15 protein-coding genes and 1 pseudogene are annotated in these 16,351 nt (G+C 70.7%); 9 read left to right on the top strand and 7 right to left on the bottom strand.

Annotation, left to right across the window (positions count from 1 at the left end; all coding sequences use genetic code 11):
- Positions 1–59 precede the first annotated feature (59 nt).
- The 3 genes from glpK to RI578_RS01900 form a co-directional block, all read right to left on the bottom strand.
- Positions 60–1,577: a glycerol kinase GlpK gene (gene glpK, locus RI578_RS01910; RefSeq protein ID WP_310869370.1), complete on the bottom strand. Its 1,518-nt coding sequence runs from the start codon at positions 1,575–1,577 to the stop codon at positions 60–62.
- 24 nt (positions 1,578–1,601) lie between these two features.
- Positions 1,602–2,447, bottom strand: a complete 846-nt coding sequence (locus tag RI578_RS01905) for an MIP/aquaporin family protein (protein ID WP_310869369.1) — start codon at positions 2,445–2,447, stop codon at positions 1,602–1,604.
- Positions 2,448–2,566: 119 nt separating this feature from the next.
- Positions 2,567–3,085, bottom strand: coding sequence for a TetR family transcriptional regulator (locus tag RI578_RS01900; RefSeq protein ID WP_310875637.1), 519 nt, complete (start codon positions 3,083–3,085; stop codon positions 2,567–2,569).
- On the opposite strand from RI578_RS01900, the gene RI578_RS01895 reads away from it, so the two are divergent.
- A complete protein-coding gene (locus RI578_RS01895; protein ID WP_310869368.1) occupies positions 3,027–3,944 on the top strand; it encodes an oxidoreductase in 918 nt (305 codons plus the stop codon). The genes RI578_RS01900 and RI578_RS01895 overlap by 59 nt on opposite strands.
- An 18-nt stretch (positions 3,945–3,962) precedes the next feature.
- On the opposite strand, the gene nadE is transcribed toward RI578_RS01895, so the two are convergent.
- From nadE to RI578_RS01880, 3 genes are all read right to left on the bottom strand, one after another.
- A complete protein-coding gene (gene nadE, locus RI578_RS01890) occupies positions 3,963–4,802 on the bottom strand; it encodes an ammonia-dependent NAD(+) synthetase (protein WP_310869367.1) in 840 nt (279 codons plus the stop codon).
- An 83-nt stretch (positions 4,803–4,885) separates the two neighbouring features.
- Positions 4,886–6,283 (bottom strand): DEAD/DEAH box helicase, encoded by a 1,398-nt coding sequence (locus RI578_RS01885; protein WP_310869366.1) that lies wholly within the window; start codon positions 6,281–6,283, stop codon positions 4,886–4,888.
- Positions 6,284–6,451: 168 nt separating this feature from the next.
- On the bottom strand, positions 6,452–6,877 hold the full coding sequence (locus RI578_RS01880; protein ID WP_310869365.1) for a PGPGW domain-containing protein: 426 nt from the start codon (positions 6,875–6,877) through the stop codon (positions 6,452–6,454).
- An 84-nt stretch (positions 6,878–6,961) separates the two neighbouring features.
- On the opposite strand from RI578_RS01880, the pseudogene RI578_RS01875 reads away from it, so the two are divergent.
- Positions 6,962–7,327, top strand: a pseudogene (locus RI578_RS01875) (VOC family protein); the annotation flags it as partial.
- Positions 7,328–7,423: 96 nt separating this feature from the next.
- Entirely contained in the window at positions 7,424–7,666 is a 243-nt protein-coding gene (locus RI578_RS01870; protein ID WP_310869364.1) for a DUF5302 domain-containing protein, read from the top strand.
- Between the two features lie 130 nt (positions 7,667–7,796).
- On the opposite strand, the gene RI578_RS01865 is transcribed toward RI578_RS01870, so the two are convergent.
- On the bottom strand, positions 7,797–8,744 hold the full coding sequence (locus RI578_RS01865) for a methionyl-tRNA formyltransferase (protein WP_310869363.1): 948 nt from the start codon (positions 8,742–8,744) through the stop codon (positions 7,797–7,799).
- A gap of 237 nt (positions 8,745–8,981) precedes the next feature.
- Between RI578_RS01865 and RI578_RS01860 the strand changes: the two genes are divergently transcribed.
- The 6 genes from RI578_RS01860 (at position 8,982) to RI578_RS01835 (ending at position 16,339) form a co-directional block, all read left to right on the top strand.
- A complete protein-coding gene (locus RI578_RS01860) occupies positions 8,982–10,337 on the top strand; it encodes a SidA/IucD/PvdA family monooxygenase (RefSeq protein WP_310869362.1) in 1,356 nt (451 codons plus the stop codon).
- An 11-nt stretch (positions 10,338–10,348) separates the two neighbouring features.
- On the top strand, positions 10,349–11,407 hold the full coding sequence (locus RI578_RS01855) for an iron ABC transporter permease (protein ID WP_310869361.1): 1,059 nt from the start codon (positions 10,349–10,351) through the stop codon (positions 11,405–11,407).
- Entirely contained in the window at positions 11,404–12,486 is a 1,083-nt protein-coding gene (locus RI578_RS01850; protein WP_310869360.1) for an iron ABC transporter permease, read from the top strand. Before RI578_RS01855 ends, RI578_RS01850 begins: the two co-directional genes overlap by 4 nt.
- A 53-nt stretch (positions 12,487–12,539) precedes the next feature.
- Entirely contained in the window at positions 12,540–13,397 is an 858-nt protein-coding gene (locus RI578_RS01845) for an ABC transporter ATP-binding protein (protein ID WP_310869359.1), read from the top strand.
- A gap of 93 nt (positions 13,398–13,490) precedes the next feature.
- Complete coding sequence (locus tag RI578_RS01840) at positions 13,491–14,549, top strand: iron-siderophore ABC transporter substrate-binding protein (protein WP_310869358.1); 1,059 nt, start codon at positions 13,491–13,493, stop codon at positions 14,547–14,549.
- A 2-nt stretch (positions 14,550–14,551) separates the two neighbouring features.
- On the top strand, positions 14,552–16,339 hold the full coding sequence (locus RI578_RS01835; protein ID WP_310869357.1) for an ABC transporter ATP-binding protein: 1,788 nt from the start codon (positions 14,552–14,554) through the stop codon (positions 16,337–16,339).
- The last annotated feature ends 12 nt before the right edge of the window (positions 16,340–16,351 follow it).

Genomic DNA, 16,351 nt, shown 5'->3' with positions numbered 1-16,351 from the left:
CGGAGTCCTCTCTTCAAGGTCCTTCCTTCAAGGCCCTTCCCTCGGGGGCGAAAGCCGGTTCAGGGAACCTTGACCCAGTCGAGCGTGCGCTCCACCGCCGCCTTCCACCCGGCGTACCCCTGCGCCCGCCGGTCCTCCGGCCACCGCGGTTCCCAGCGCCTGGACTCCTGCCAGTGCGTGCGCAGTTCATCGGTGTCCCGCCAGAACCCCGTGGCCAGCCCCGCCGCGTAGGCGGCGCCGAGTGCGGTGGTTTCCGCGACGACGGGACGGCTGACCGGTACGCCGAGGACGTCTGCCTGGATCTGCATGCAGAGGTCGTTGGCGGTCACACCCCCGTCGACCTTGAGCACGTCGAGGTGGACACCGGAGTCCTGTTCCATGGCCTCGACGACGTCGCGGCTCTGGTAGCAGATGGCTTCCAGGGTCGCCCGGGCCAGGTGCGCGTTGTCGTTGTACCGGGCGAGACCGACGATCGCCCCCCGGGCGTCGGAACGCCAGTAGGGGGCGAACAGGCCCGAGAAGGCGGGGACGAAGTACATGCCGCCGTTGTCGTCGACGGTACGGGCGAGTTCCTCGCTCTCGGCCGCCGTCTTGATGATCTTCATCTGGTCGCGCAGCCACTGCACGGCGGACCCCGTCACCGCGATGGAGCCCTCGAGCGCGTAGATCACCGGGCTGTCGCCGAACTGGTAGGCCACGGTGGTGAGCAGGCCGTGCTGGGAGCGGACCAGTTCCGTGCCGGTGTTGAGCACCAGGAAGTTGCCGGTGCCGTAGGTGTTCTTGGCCTCGCCGGGCGCGAAGCAGACCTGTCCGACGGTGGCCGCCTGCTGGTCGCCGAGGACCCCGCCGATGGGAACGGCGGCGCGCAGGGGCCGGGAGGTGCGGGCCACACCGTAGGCCTCCGCGTGCGACGAGGGGTTGATGGTGGGGAGCATCGACCGGGGGATGCCGAAGAAGCCCAGCAGTTCGTCGTCCCAGTCGAGCGTCTCCAGGTCCATCAGCATGGTCCGGCTCGCGTTGGTCACGTCGGTGGCGTGGATGCCGCTGTCGGGGCCGCCGGTCAGGTTCCACAGGACCCAGGCGTCCGTGTTGCCGAACAGGGCGTGCCCCGCCTCCGCCGCTTCGCGGACGCCGTCGACGTTCTCCAGGATCCACTGGATCTTTCCGCCGGAGAAGTAGGTCGCCGGCGGCAGTCCGGCCTTGCGGCGGATGACGTCACCCCGGCCCGAACGGTCGAGGTTCGCGGCGATGGCGTCGGTGCGGGTGTCCTGCCACACGATGGCGTTGTAGTAGGGGCGGCCGTTGCGCCGGTCCCACACCACGGTGGTCTCCCGCTGGTTGGTGATGCCGATGGCGGCCAGGTCGGTCCCCGACAGCCCGCTGTGGCGCAGGGCGTTCTGCATCACCGAGTTGGTGCGCTCCCAGATCTCCACCGGGTCGTGCTCCACCCACCCGGAGCGGGGGAGGATCTGGGCGTGCTCCAACTGGTGCTTCGCCACCTCGTTGCCGCCGTGGTCGAAGATCATGAACCGGGTACTGGTGGTTCCCTGGTCCACCGCGCCGATGAAGTCCGCCATGCTGTGCCGCCTCTCCGGCCGGTGTCAGTCCTCGGGCGCTGGGACGCGCCCCGGTGGCTCGGGCTCGGCCTTGGGCAGGAACCGGCCGATCAGAACCTTGTACAGGCCCGCGCCCAGTACGCCACCGATCAGCGGGCCGATGATCGGTACCCAGAAGTAGAGGTTCCCGTACTGATCTCGCCACGCTCCGCCGTAACCGGTGAGGAAGCTGGCGAGCCGGGGGCCGAAGTCGCGGGCGGGGTTGATGGCGTAGCCCGCGTTGGTGCCGAACGCCATTCCGATCGCGACCACGACCAGGCCGATGACGAAGGGTGCCAGGTTCGCGCCCGGCGGCGTGTTCAGCAGGTCCGTGAGGGCCATGATCAGCAGCAGCAGGATGGCGGTGCCGATGACCTGGTCGCGGAAGGCACCCCACTCGTGGACCGGGAGAGCGGTGTTCCCGTTGGCGGGAAGCGTGGAGAAAACGAACTGCGTCTTGATGGTGTGGCCGGGGTCTGCCTTCGCCAGCGCCTCGGTGTAGTTCCAGCGGACCAGCAGGGCGGCCACGAAGGCGCCGGCGGTCTGGGCCAGCGCGTACGGAACCACCTTGCGCCACGGAAACCCCTTGAACACGGCGAGTGCGAGGGTCACCGCGGGGTTGATGTGAGCACCGCTCAGCCTCGCCGCCACGTAGACGCCCAGGGTGACACCGAGACCCCACGCCCAGGAGATGCTGTCGTGGTTCCCGAGGCCGCCTTCCGGATCCGTGAGGGCCCCGCCCGCGGCCACTTGGGCCACCACACCGCAGCCGAAGAGGATGAGGATCATCGTGCCGGCGAACTCGGCCGACAGTTCACCGATCAAGCCGGACCTCTTGAGTCGTTCAGCCATGGAAGCTCACCTTCCGCCGGCTGAACCGGCATCGACTGTCCGAGCCTCTCAATCGGTAGATTAAGGACGTACGCGACAAGTCGCACGTGAAGTACGGCCGTCCGCCTGAACGCTCACCGTCAGCCGGTGTGGTCCAGGGCCGGGGCGATCACGGCGAAGGCGCGGTCGGTCAGTTCGAGGGGGTCCTCGGCACCGTCGCTGTCGCTCCAGCGGCGGAGCACGGTGTTGAACGCGGTCAGTGCCATCCCCGCGGCCAGTTGCGGGTGGAGGTCGGTGTCGGGGGCGGGTCCCGGGCGGCGCGCCAGCTCCGCCGTCAGGTCGTCACGCCACTGCTCCTGACGCTCCAGGAAGCGTGCGTGCAGGGCGGGAGTGCGCAGGATCAGCTGAACCACCCGCAGTGCCCTGTCGGAGTGGCCGGCGCAGTCCGCGAGGGGAACCGAGACGGCGTTCCGCAGCGCCGCGGAGGGCGGTTCCCCGCCGGGACGGGCCGCCAGCTCCGTGCGGATGCCGGCGCCCATGTCGGTGAGGAACTGAACGACCACGTCCTCCTTGGACGCGAAGTACCGGAAGAACGTCCGCTTGGACACTCGGATTCCGGACCAGACCGAGCGGGTGTTCGTCGTCACCGGAGCCAACAGCGGCCTCGGCCTGGCGACCACCCGGACGCTCGTCCGCAGGGGCGGGCACGTGATCCTCGCGGTACGTGACGAGGAGAAGGGCAGGCGGGCGGCCGCGGAGATCACCGCCGGGCAACCGGACGCCCGCCTCGAAGTGCGCCGGCTCGACCTGGCCGATATCGACTCGGTCCGGTCCTTCGCCCGCCAGGTGCACGCCGACCTCCCACGCCTCGACGTGCTCGTCAACAACGCCGGCATCATGGCGCCGCCTCGACGCCTGAGCGCGCAGGGACACGAGATGCAGTTCGCCTGCAACCACCTCGGCCACTTCGCGCTCACCGGACTGCTGCTCGACCTGCTCGCCGAAGGGGACGATCCCCGTGTGGTCACGACGACTTCGACCAACCACCGGCAGGGACGGCTCTTCCTCGACGACCTCGCCGGCGAGCGCCACTACTCACCCATGGCCTTCTACAACCAGTCCGAGTTCGCCAACGCGGTCTCCGGACGGGAACTCCACCGACGGCTCTCCGGGGCCGGCAGCCCGGTGCGCAGCCTGCTCGCGCATCCCGGCTACACCGCCACCAACCTGCAGACGAGTGCGCCGACCGGCATGATGAAGATGCTGTTCGGCCGCCTACTCATCCCGCTCGCCCAGTCCCCGGACCGGGGCGCGCTGCCGCAGCTGTACGCGGCGACCGACCCGGGTGCGCGGGGCGGGGAGTTCATCGGGCCGGACGGCCCGGCGGAGCTGCGCGGCGGACCGGCGCGGGTGGCGCTGTCACCCGCGGCGGCGGACGCCGAGACCGGCCGACGCCTTAGGGAGTTGTCGGAGCGGCTGACCGATGTGCGCTTCCCGCCCCGGCCCGTGCCCGACTGAACTCGCCCTCGGCCCGGGTCAGAGGTGATCCGGACCGATGGGCAGCCGGCGCTTGTGGTCGGTCAGCCGGTAGCGGGTGACGATCTTCTCGAAGGCCTGCTCGTCCACCGGCTTGCCCTCCAGGAAGTCGTCGATGTCCTTGTACGTGACTCCGAGAGCGTCCTCGTCGGCCTTGCCGGGGTCGAGGGTCTCCAGGTCGGCCGTCGGGACCTTCCGCACCAGCTCGGCGGGTGCGCCCAGCGCGTCCGCGACGGCGCGCACGCGGCGCTTGGTCAGCCCGGTCAGCGGAACCAGGTCGGCGGCACCATCGCCGAATTTGGTGAAGAAGCCGGAGACGGCCTCGGCCGCGTGGTCGGTGCCGACGACCAGTCCGTCGTGCGCGCCGGCCACGGCGTACTGGGCGATCATGCGCTGCCTGGCCTTGACGTTGCCCTGCACGAAGTCCTGGTGCCGGGCGTCGCGGAAGGTCACACCGCCGGCGATCAGCGCCTCGAGCGCGGCATCGCTCGCCGGCTTGATGTCCACCGTCAGCACGTGGTCGGCCTTGATGAAGGAGAGCGCGAGCTGGGCATCGTGCTCGTCGGCCTGGACCCCGTGCGGCAGCCGCATCGCGTAGAAGCCCGCCTCGTGTCCCTCGGCCCGCGCCCGTTCCACGGCGAGCTGGCACAACCGGCCCGCGGTGGTCGAGTCGACACCGCCACTGATGCCGAGCACGAGGGAGCGCAGACCGGTCGAGGTCAGCCGCTCGGCAAGGAAGGCCACCCGGCGTTCGATCTCCCGTTCGGCATCGAAGGTCTCCGCGACCTCCAGTTCCCGGGCGATCTCCAGTTGCAGGGCGATGGACGCCGACTCGCTCAATTCCGCTCCTCGTTCGATTCCCTGGGGCTTCTCACTCACCCTACCCAGGGGTCGCCCACTCTCTCCGGCCGGATCGTCCCGGGTCAGCGGCCCTTGCGTACCCGTGCCGCCGCGCGGGCCTCCGCGGCCTTGCGGGCCTCGGCGGTCTTGCGGGACTCCTTCGCGGGGCGGCCCGAACGGGCGCCGAGGCCGCGGAAGGGGGCGTTGCCGCCGCTGGTCTGCGACCCGGTCGGCGGGCGTTTGGCGCCGGTGATGGTGGTCAGCTTCTGTTCGCCGGAGCGCACCGGGGTGACGGTCGGCCGGATCCCGGCCTCGGACATCATCCGGTTCACCTCGCGCCGCTGGTCGGGAGTGACCAGGGTGACCACGCTCCCGGACTGCCCGGCGCGCGCCGTACGCCCGCCGCGGTGCAGGTAGTCCTTGGCGTCGGCCGGCGGATCGACATTGACGACGAGGTCGAGCGCCTCGACGTGGATGCCCCGGGCCGCGACGTTGGTGGCCACCAGCACGGTGACCCGGCCCTCCACGAACTGGGCGAGCGTGTGCGTGCGCTGCGGCTGCGACTTGCCGCTGTGCAGGGCGGCGGCCCGGACGCCGCTGGCCCGCAGGTGACGGGTGAACCGGTCGACCGCGGCCTTGGTGTCCAGGAACATCAGCACCCGGCCGTCGCGTGCGGCGATCTCGGTGGCGGTCGCGTACTTGTCGGCGGGGTGGATGGTCAGTACGTGGTGTTCCATCGTGGTGACCGAGGCCGACGCCGGGTCGACCGACGCGTGCACCGGGTCGTGCAGATGGCTCCGCACCAGCTGGTCGACGTCGCGGTCGAGCGTGGCGGAGAACAGCAGCCGCTGCCCGTCGGCGGGCACCTGGTCCAGGATTCCCGAGACCTGCGGCAGGAAGCCCAGGTCGCACATCTGGTCCGCCTCGTCCAGCACCGTGATCCGCACGTGGTTCAGGTGGCAGTCACGACGGGACACCAGGTCGGCCAGTCGCCCCGGCGTCGCGACGACCACCTCGGCGCCGGCGCGCAGCTGCGCCGCCTGCCGGTTGATCGCCAGTCCGCCGACCACGGTCGCCAGTCGTACGTTCAGCGCCTGCGCGTACGGCGTGAGCGCGTCGCTCACCTGCTGTGCGAGTTCCCGCGCCGACACCAGGACCAGCGCGAGCGGACGCTTCGACTCCGCCCGCAGACCCGCGGTCCGGACGAGCAGGGCCAGGCCGAAGGCCAGCGTCTTGCCGGAGCCGGTCCGCGCCCGGCCGAGGACGTCGCGGCCGGCCAGCGCGTCGGGCAGGGTCGCCGCCTGGATCGGGAAGGGTTCGGTCACCCCCAGGCCGGTCATCGTCTTCAGCAGCGCCGGCGGAAGACCGAGCGCGTCGAAGGACGCGACCGGCGGCTGGTCCGCCGACTCCGGTGGCGCTGTCGTTCGCTGGGATCCGCCGGCCCGGGAGGCTCCGGTGGCCGACGACGGCTTCGCGTTCATGGGGGGACCTTCCTGATCAGGCGCCCGGAACGCGCCCGGGTCCGTACCCCTCGGTACGGACCCGGGCGCCTCAAAGCGTGGACCCCAGTTTACCAGCGGGCACCAGGAGGCCCGGCGGCCCGGGACTGCCCCGGTGCCGGGCCCGTCAAGGGGTGGCGGCACCCGGTTTCACCCCGAAGTCGACGGTGAGCGGCGACGCGCCGCCTGGACGCGGCGGTGGCTCCAGACGAGCAGGGCGAACAGGATGCAGCCGGAGATGATCAGGCTCGCCCCGGTGGCCCATCCGGAGTACGGCACCCGGGGCACGATTCCCCACACCACGCCCGCACCGACGAGGAAGAGGCCCACCAGGACCGAGCCGGCGATACGCCATGGTGAGGAGACGCTCTCCTCGGCCGCACGCATCGCCTGCTCGCGGACGGGGGCCACGAACCGGTCCAGCGCCGGGACGGCACGCGCCAGCAGCACCACCCCGGCGAACACCAGCAGCAGGCCCGGCCCGGGCAGTACCAGCAGGGCGACGCCGACCAGGACCAGCGCGGCGCCGAGAGTGCCCAGGGCGGCTCGCCGGATCGATTCGACACTGCGCGCCATGTCGCCCCACCTTCCCGCGGTCGGCAAGAACTCCGGGTCCCCTCGATCCGCCCAACCATAGGCAGGCATCGTGGCGCGGGCGATTTGAGCGATCCGGGCGGCAACTGCGTCCGCGTCGGGCAGCCGACCGGCGAGGGCCCGCGTCACCGGCCCGCTCCCGAGGAGACCTTCGCCCGGGCCCTGCACCACGCGTCGCTCCTGGCGGACTCGAAAGAGGACCCCGCGGGCGCCGCGAAGGTCATCGACCGGGTGCTTCGTCTCCCGGGGGAGCGGCCCACGCCGGTGCAGATGTTCCGGCTCCTCGTGCTGCGAGCGGACGTCGCAGGGCGTCTCGGCGACGAGGAGACCGCGACGAGCGCGCTCGCCGGCGCCGCCGCGGTCCCACTCGCCGCCGGCGAACGGGAATCGGTTCGGGACGACCTCGAGCGTCTCGAGGAGCTGCGCGACTGAGGTCTGCTCAGGTGCTGCCGGCCGATGTGGGCGGTACCCCGGGCGGTGGTCGGCATGACAAGCTGTGGTCCTGTTGTCCGAACCCAGGAGGTCACCATGACTGCAGAGTCTTCATCGCAAGCAGGTTCGGAGTCGGCTGACGACGAGAGCCCTTCCGTGACGCCCGACGAGAACGGCGAGTACGACCTGAAGGGCAAGTTCCGGGAAGCCCTGGAGCGCAAGCGCGGCAAGCAGGCGGAGGCCGCGGCCCTCGCCGGGCACACCGACGCGTCGAAGATCCGCGGCGCGCACGGTCCGGCTGCGAGCCAGCGGTCGTTCCGGCGCAAGAGCGGCGGCTGATCGCGTGGCCGGCCGCTCGGCGGCCGGCACGACCGCGCCTCTCCGGCCGGGGCCTCGGCGCCGTCCGGAGAGGCCGGGAGCAGGCCCGAGGCGGACGTGATCACAGCCCTGCCCCCGCGGCGGGGCTACGTCAGGGCCGGCTGGTCAAGTAGCCGCCCATGGAGGTGAAGTACTCCGTCGCGGACAGCTCCCGTCCGTCCTCCGTGCGTACGCGCGTGATCGCGAGGCCCCGGTTGCGGCCGGTGCGCGCGTCGGCTCCGGCGACGATCACCACGCCGTCGCCCTCGCGGTAGAAGACGCGGCCGGGCGTACCGCCGTAGCGGCCCTGGGACACGACGGCGGCGAGGATCTCCAGTCGCCTGCCCCGGTGGAAGGTGAAGGCGCTGGGGTAGGGATCGGACTGGGCGCGCACCAGGCGTTCCAGATCCTCGGCGGGCCAGGACCAGTCGATGCGGATGTCCTCGGCGGAGCGCTTGTGGAAGAAGCTCGCCTTGGACCGGTCCTGCTTGGTGAACTCCGTTTGGCCCGCGGCGATGAGGTCGAGGGCGCCGATGGTGACCGGGGCGATGAGGTCGACCGTCTTGTGGAAGAGGTCGGTGGCGGTGTCCGCCGGTCCGACCGGCACCGCTTCCTGCCGGACGATGTCGCCGGCGTCCAGTTCGTCGTCCATCATGTGCGCGGTGACGCCCACTTCGGTCTCCCCGTTGATCAGGGCCCAGATCAGCGGGGAGAAGCCGGCGTACTTCGGCAGCAGTGAGTCGTGGACGTTGAGCGTGCCGTGGCGCGGGAGGCCGAAGATGTGCGGGGGGATCCACGTCCGCCAGTTGTTGGCCACGATGACGTCCGGGTCGGCCTCCTTGAGGCGTTCGAACAGCTCGTCGTCGTCAGGGCGGTTGCGGATGAGTACCGGCACGCCGTGCTCCTCGGCGAGGTCGGCGACGGAGTCGCTCCAGATCTTCTCGTAGGCGTGCTCGCTCTTGGGGTGCGTCACGACCAGCACCACGTCGTGTTCGGAGTCCAGGAGGGCTTGGAGGGTCCGGTGCCCCCAGGTCTGGTAACCGAACATGACGACCCGCATGGGGTTCCTCCTCGGAGCAGGGAATGGCCCGGGTAAGTAAAGCAAGCCTTACCTTGGTCCGCAACGGCTCTGCGTGGGACGTGAGTTGACGGACGCGCCCGGCTGGAGCCGCCCTATCGACAGCCGCACGGCATTAGCTTAGGCTCACCTAAGTTTCCGGCGGTCGCTCCGTCGGCATGTCCCATTTCGGCAATCCCCCACGCCCGACAGGTGACTGACCCGCACGATGGGAGTGACATGTCACAGGTTCTTCCTGATGACGCAACACTGGTCCACGACCTCATTGGCATCGGCTTCGGACCGTCCAACGTCGCCATGGCGATCGCGATCGGCGAGCACAACGCACGGGCCGGCCGGCCGGAGGCGATCACCGCTCGCTTCTTCGAGCAGCAGCCGCGCTTCGGCTGGCACCGCGGCATGCTGATCGACGACGCGACCATGCAGGTGTCCTTCCTCAAGGACCTGGTGACACTCCGGAACCCGGCCAGCGAGTTCAGCTTCCTCTGCTACCTGCAGAGCAAGGGACGGCTGATCGACTTCATCAACCACAAGAACCTCTTCCCGCTGCGGGTGGAGTTCCACGACTACTTCGAGTGGGCCGCGGCCAAGGTCGACGACATGGTCTCCTACGGTCACGAGGTCGTCGGCGTCGCGCCAGTCGTCCGGGACGGGACCGTGGAGCACCTGGAGGTGACGGTCCGCTCGGGGGAGGGGCTCGAGGTCCACCGGGCGCGCAACCTCGTCATCGGAACCGGGCTGCGTCCCCTCGTGCCGGACGGCGTGGAGCGCGGCGACCGCGTCTGGCACAACTCCGAACTGCTGGCGAAGGTCGACGGGTTGGAGGGCACCTCGCCCTCTCGGTTCGTCGTCGTCGGCGCCGGGCAGAGCGCCGCCGAGAACGTCGCCTACCTGCACCGCCGCTTCCCCGAGGCCGAGGTCTGCGCGGTCTTCACCCGCTACGGCTACAGCCCCGCCGACGACAGCGCGTTCGCCAACCGGATCTTCGACCCCGCGGCAGTGGACGAGTACTTCGCCGCGCCCGGCGGCGTCAAACGCCGGCTGATGGACTACCACGGCAACACCAACTACTCCGTGGTGGACATCGACCTGATCGACGACCTGTACCGGCAGATGTACCGGGAGAAGGTCCTCGGTACCGAGCGGTTGCGCTTCCTCAACGTGTCCCGGCTCACCGAGGTCAAGGAGACGCCCGACAAGGTCCGGGCCACCGTGACGTCCCTCGTCACCGGCGAGGAGACTCTCCTGGACGCGGACGTCGTGGTCCTCGCCACCGGCTACAGCCCGGCCGACCCGCTCGGCCTGCTCGGCGAGGTCGCGGACCGCTGCCTCCGGAACGACGAGGGGCTCGTCCGGGTCGAGCGTGACTACCGCATCGCGACCGACCCCGACCTGCGATGCGGCATCTACCTGCAGGGCGGCACGGAGCACACCCACGGCATCACGTCGTCCCTGCTGTCCAACACCGCCATCAGGGTCGGGGAGATCCTGGAATCGCTCCTCGCCCGGGGCCTCAAGTCCGCTTCCGACGAGGCCCGAACGGTCGCCGACGGAACCGGCACCACCGCCCGTTAGTGTACGTCGCCATGACCACGACTGCGGTTGAGCGCCCCCTGCCCAGGGGCACAACAGAGGCCCGCCGAAGGCGGGTTGTGGGTTTGGGCGCACTTGCGGTGATACTCGTGGTCGCGGCAGCGGCGTCGCTGGCCGTGGGCGCGCGCGCGTTGAGTCCCGCCGAGGTGTGGCACGGACTCTTCGCGGCGACCGACTCCGATCAGCGGCTCACCGAGATCAGGCTCATCGTGCGGACCGTGCGGGTGCCCCGCACGGTCCTGGCGGTCGTCGCGGGCATCGCCCTGGGGATCGGCGGGGCGCTGATCCAGGGGTACACGCGCAATCCGATCGCCGACACGGGCCTGCTGGGGGTGAACTCCGGCGCCTCGTTCGCCGTGGTGTCGGGGATCGCCCTGTTCGGGTTCACCAACCCGTTCCAGTACGTCTGGTTCGCCTTCCTGGGCGCGGCGGTCGCGGGTGTCGTCGTGTTCGGGCTGTCGAGCATCGGCCGGGGCGCGGGCAACCCGTTGACGCTCGCGCTGGCCGGGCAGGGCGTCACCGTGTTCCTCGCGGCGATGACCACGGCGGTCGCGCTGACCGACAAGGCATCGCTGAACGCGCTGCGGTTCTGGAACGCGGGCTCGGTGGCCGGTGTCGGGTTCGACGTCATCTGGCCGGTGACCGGGTTCATCGCGGTCGGGTTGGTGCTGGCGCTGACCACGCTGCCCGCCATCAACCTGCTCAACCTCGGTGACGACGTGGCGCGGGGGCTGGGCGTGAACATCGCGCTGAGCCGGACCGTCGGCATCGTCGCCATCACCCTGCTGGCGGGCGCGGCGACGGCCGCGTGCGGCCCCATCGCGTTCATCGGCCTCATGGTGGCGCACGTCGCCAGGTATCTGACCGGGCCGGACTATCGCTGGCTGGTGCCGTACGCGGGACTGCTGGGAGCCGTCGTGCTGCTGGTCTGCGACATCGTGGGGCGCCTGGTGGTGCGGCCGGGGGAACTGGACGCGGGTGTCCTCGTCGCTCTCCTCGGCGCCCCGTTCTTCGCGGCTCTGGTGTGGCGCGGAAAGTTCAAGAACACGTGAACGGGGCGGACGTGAAGGTGAACGAGGCCGGCGTGCGGCCATCCCTGACGCCCGGCGTGCGGCTCGGACGCGTGTCGTTCGTGTGGCGGCCCTGGATCGCGTGCGTCACGCTGCTGCTGGCGGCGGCGGCCTTCCTGGTGTTCTGCCTGTCCATCGGCGTCGGGGACTTCCCGATCAGCCTGCCCCGGGTGGTCGCCACGACCTTCGGCCGGGGCGAGCAGGTCGACGAGTTCGTGATCATGGACCTGCGGATGCCGCGTGCCCTGGCCGGTCTCGTCGTGGGGATCGCGCTGGGGGTGTCCGGCGCGCTCACGCAGTCCATCGCGCGCAACCCGCTGGCCAGCCCGGACATTCTGGGCATCACCAGCGGCGCGAGCGCCGTCGCCGTGTTCCTGGTGACCGTCTCGGGCGGCACCGCCGCCGCGATCGTCAGCGCCGTGGGCCTGTCCGCGGCGGCGCTCGCGGGCGGTCTCGGCACCGGCCTGCTGGTGTACTTCCTGGCGTGGCGGCGCGGGATCGACGGCTTCCGGCTCATCCTCATCGGCATCTCGGTGAGCGCCGTGATGCAGGCGATCACGACCTGGCTCCTGGTCACGGCCGACATCAGGGACGTGGCCCGGGCCCAGGCGTGGCTGGTCGGGTCGCTGGACAACCGGGGGTGGAACGAGGTCTGGGTGGCGCTGTGGGGGACGCTCGTCCTCCTGGTCGTCGTGTTCTGTGTCGCGTTCCAGTTCAAGCCCATGCACTTCGGCGACGAGGTCGCCGCGGGCCTGGGGGTCCGGTACTCGATGGTGCGGGCGGTCCTGCTGCTGTGCGCGGTACTGCTGGCCGGCGTGGCGGTGAGCGCGGCGGGTCCGGTCCCGTTCGTCGCGCTGGTGGCGCCGCAGGTGGCGATGCGCCTGGCGGGGTGCGCCACACCGCCGTTGGTGGCCTCCGGCATGGTGGGCGCGCTGCTGTTGATCGGCTCGGACCTGATCGCGCGTACGGCACTGCCGGTCTCCCTCCCGGTCGGCGTGGTTACCGCGGCGATCGGCGGCCCCTTCCTCGTCTATCTGCTGGTGCGGGCGAACCGTCGATAGCCAGTACGCGGATAGCTGGTACAAAGTAAGGCGAGCCTAAACAAGGGGGCCTTGTGGTCGTTCAGTCCATCACCGCGGCCAAGTCCGGAGTCGTCGGTGCCTCACGGCTGGCAGCCAGGGGTGTCTCGGTCGGCTACGGCGCCCGGACCGTCATCGACGAACTCGACGTGGCGATCCCGCCGGGGGTGATCACCACGATCATCGGGCCCAACGGCTGCGGGAAGTCGACCCTGTTGCGGACCCTGTCGCGGTTGCTCAAGCCGACCAGGGGCACGGTCGTGCTGGACGGCGAGGACATCGTCACGCTCAGGACCAGGGACGTGGCGAAGAAGCTCGGCCTGCTGCCGCAGGCGCCGGTCGCACCGGACGGGCTGACCGTGTCCGACCTGGTCGCCAGGGGCCGCCATCCGCACCAGAGCTGGCTGCGGCAGTGGTCGTCGGACGACGCCGCCGTCGTGGAGCGCGCGCTGGCCATGACCGGCGTGTCCGACCTCGCCGACCGACCGGTCGACTCGCTGTCCGGCGGCCAGCGTCAGCGCGTCTGGATCTCGATGACCCTGGCCCAGGGCACCGACCTGCTGCTGCTGGACGAGCCGACCACGTACCTGGACCTGGCGCACGCGATCGACGTGCTCGACCTGGTGGACGACCTGCACGAGTCGGGATGCACGGTGGTCATGGTGCTCCACGACCTCAACCTGGCCACGCGCTACAGCGACAACCTCGTCGTGATGCGCGAGGGGGCGGTCCTGGCCCAGGGACACCCGCGCGACGTGATAACCGCCGAGCTGCTGCACGAGGCGTTCGGGCTGCGCGCCAAGGTGATCGACGACCCGGTGGGCGATCGCCCCCTCATCGTCCCGATCGGCCGGGCCCACGTCGAACTCGACCGAGCGGCAACAGAGTTGTAGTGGTGAGGGTAGGCTAACCTCACTCGGGCGCGGTAAGGTTTGCTGCCCTTAGACGGGGGCGCAGTGGACAGTGCGACAGCAAGGGATCTCCGGATGCTCCTCCACAGAACGACGCGTATGAAGTCCCGGCGGCGGTTGGCGGCGGTACTGTCCGCCGCCGCCCTCGGCGCCGGCCTCCTCGCGGGCTGCGGTTCCGACTCGAACGACTCGGCGGACAAGGCGGGCAACGACACCTCGGCCGCCGCCTCCGGCGCCTTCCCGGTCACCGTGGAGCACGCGTTCGGCACCACGAAGGTCACCGAGGCTCCCGAGCGAGTCGTCTCCGTCGGCTACACCGACGACCAGACCATCCTGTCGTTCGGCATCAAGCCGGTCGGCATGGTCGACCAGTACCCGAACCCGCCGGGTCAGAGCCCCGACATCAACACCCAGTGGCCGTGGGTGAAGGACGAGTGGGGCGACACCAAGCCCGAGGTCATCATGAAGAACGGCGACTCCGGCCCCAACTTCGAGAAGATCGCCGCCCTGCGGCCGGACCTGATCGTCGCGGTCTACTCGGAGATCGACCAGGCCGCCTACGACAAGCTCTCCAAGATCGCCCCGACGGTGGGCCGCACCAAGGCCGAGAAGGAGCCCTTCAGCGCTCCGTGGCAGGACAACGCCCTCCACATCGCCAAGGCGCTCGGCAAGGCCGAGGAGGGCGAGAAGAAGGTGGCGGACATCCAGGGCAAGCTCGACGCGGCCAAGAAGGCACACCCCGAGCTGGCCGACCGGACGGCCGTCGCCCTGTCCTGGTACGAGGACTCGGTGGCGCCGTTCACCTCCACCGACGTGCGCGGACGGCTGGTGACGGGCATCGGCTTCAAGTACCAGACCGAGATCGACAAGGTCGCCGACGGCAGCTTCTACACGAAACTCTCCCCCGAGCGTGTCGACCTGGTCGACGTCGACCGCATCTTCGTCATCAACGACAAGGCGGACCAGGACAAGCTGAAGAAGTTCAAGCTCTTCACCAACCTCGACGCCGTCAAGAACGGCAAGGTGTCGTACCTGCTGGACAGCGAGGGACCGGCGGTCGGCGCCGCCATCTCCCAGGGCACGCTGCTGTCCATGCCGTACGCCATCGACGAACTCGTCAAGTCGGTCGGGTAGGTGTGACCAGCACCGACACACGCGTCGCCCCGGCCGTCCTGCGCACGGCGACCGGGCGCGAGGCCGGCCGATGGATCGGGACGCGCTGCCGCGAGGTGCCGTGGCTGACGGCCACCACCGTGCTCACCACGGTGGCCGGCGCGGCGCTCCAGGTGCTCCCGGTGCTTCTGCTCGGCCGGGTGGTCGACGGGGTGGTCGAGGGCGCGTCGCGATCGGTCCTGGTCACGATCGGGGCCCTGATGGTGGCCGCCGCCCTGCTCGGCGCGGTGGCCACCGCGGTGTCGACGTACCTCATCGGGCGGCTGGGCGCCGACCTCCTCGCGCGGCTGCGGGAAGGCGCCGTCCGGGCGGTACTGGGGATGCCCAGCACCCGGATCGAACAGGTCGGCCGGGGAGACGTGCTGTCCAGGGTCGGTGACGACGTCGCCGTGATCTCCAACGGCATCCGTACGGCCGTCCCCACGGTGTTCTCCGCGGGGGTCCTGGTCGTCATCGCCACGGCGGGCATGTTCGGGCTGGACTGGAGGCTCGGTCTGGCGGGCGCCGGCGCGCTGCCCGCGTACGCGTTGGCCCTGCGCTGGTACCTCCCCAGGTCCGCGCCGCTCTACCGGAAGCAGCGGGTGGCGCAGGCCGACCGCGCGCAGGCACTGATCAGCGGCCTGAACGGGATCGACACGGTCCGGGCGTACCGACTGGAGGGCGCCTTCCGGGAGAAGGTCACCGCCGAGTCGTGGAGAGTGCGCGATCTCGGGATCGAGGTGTTCCGCTTCTTCGGCCGGTTCGTCGGCAGGGAGAACCGCGCCGAGTTCATCGGACTGACCCTGATCATCGTGGTGGGGTACGCCCTGCTGGAGGCGGATGCCGCCAGCCTGGGCGAGGTGTCGGCGGCCCCGCTGCTGTTCCACCGGCTGTTCACCCCGCTGGGCGCCATCATGTTCACCTTCGACGAGGCGCAGAAGTCGGGCGCGAGTCTGACCCGCCTGGTCGGGGTGCTGGGTGAGGACGCGGAGGACCGGCTGGTGGGTGACGCGTCGGTGGCGGTGGCGGACGCCGTGCCGTACCCGGTGACGGTTCGGGGGCTGACGTACGCCTACCCCGGCACCGAGGAGCCGGTCCTCAGAGACGTCGACCTGACGATCCCGGCGGGTGGTTCGCTCGCCCTGGTGGGGGCGACGGGCGCGGGCAAGACGACCCTGGCCGCGCTGATCGCGGGCATCGGGACACCGCGGGCCGGGTCGGTGCGCGTGGGGCCGACCGATCTGGCCGGACTGGACGAGGCGGGGGCCCGGGCCCTGGTGAGCATCCTGACGCAGGAGACGCACGTGTTCTCCGGGCCGCTCGCCGACGACCTGCGGCTGGCCGCACCGGAGGCGACCGACGCCGAACTCGTGGACGCCCTGCGCACGGTCGGCGCCGACGCGTGGGTCGACGCGCTGCCCGACGGGCTCAGAACCCTGGTCGGCGAAGGCGGCGAGCGCCTCGACGTCACCAAGGTCGCCCAGGTCGCCCTGGCCCGGCTGGTGTTGAGCCGCTCGCCGGTGGTGGTGCTGGACGAGTCGACCGCGGAGGCGGGCAGCGAGGGCGCCGCCGAGCTGGAACGGGCCGTGCTGGCCGCCTGCGCGGGCCGGACCACGCTGTTCGTGGCGCACCGGCTGACCCAGGCGATGGCGGCGGACCGGATCGCCGTGCTGGACGCGGGGCGCGTCGTGGAGGAAGGCACCCACGAGGAGTTGGTGGCTCTCGGTGGCCGGTACGCACGGCTGTGGCGGGCCTGGCGAGAAGGTAGTTAGGTATGCCTAAGT

The organism is Streptomyces sp. BB1-1-1, from assembly GCF_031597775.1.
GTDB lineage: Bacteria > Actinomycetota > Actinomycetes > Streptomycetales > Streptomycetaceae > Streptomyces > Streptomyces thinghirensis.
The sequence above is the reverse complement of the archived record's forward strand: the minus strand, read 5'-3'. Positions and strand labels throughout refer to the sequence as shown.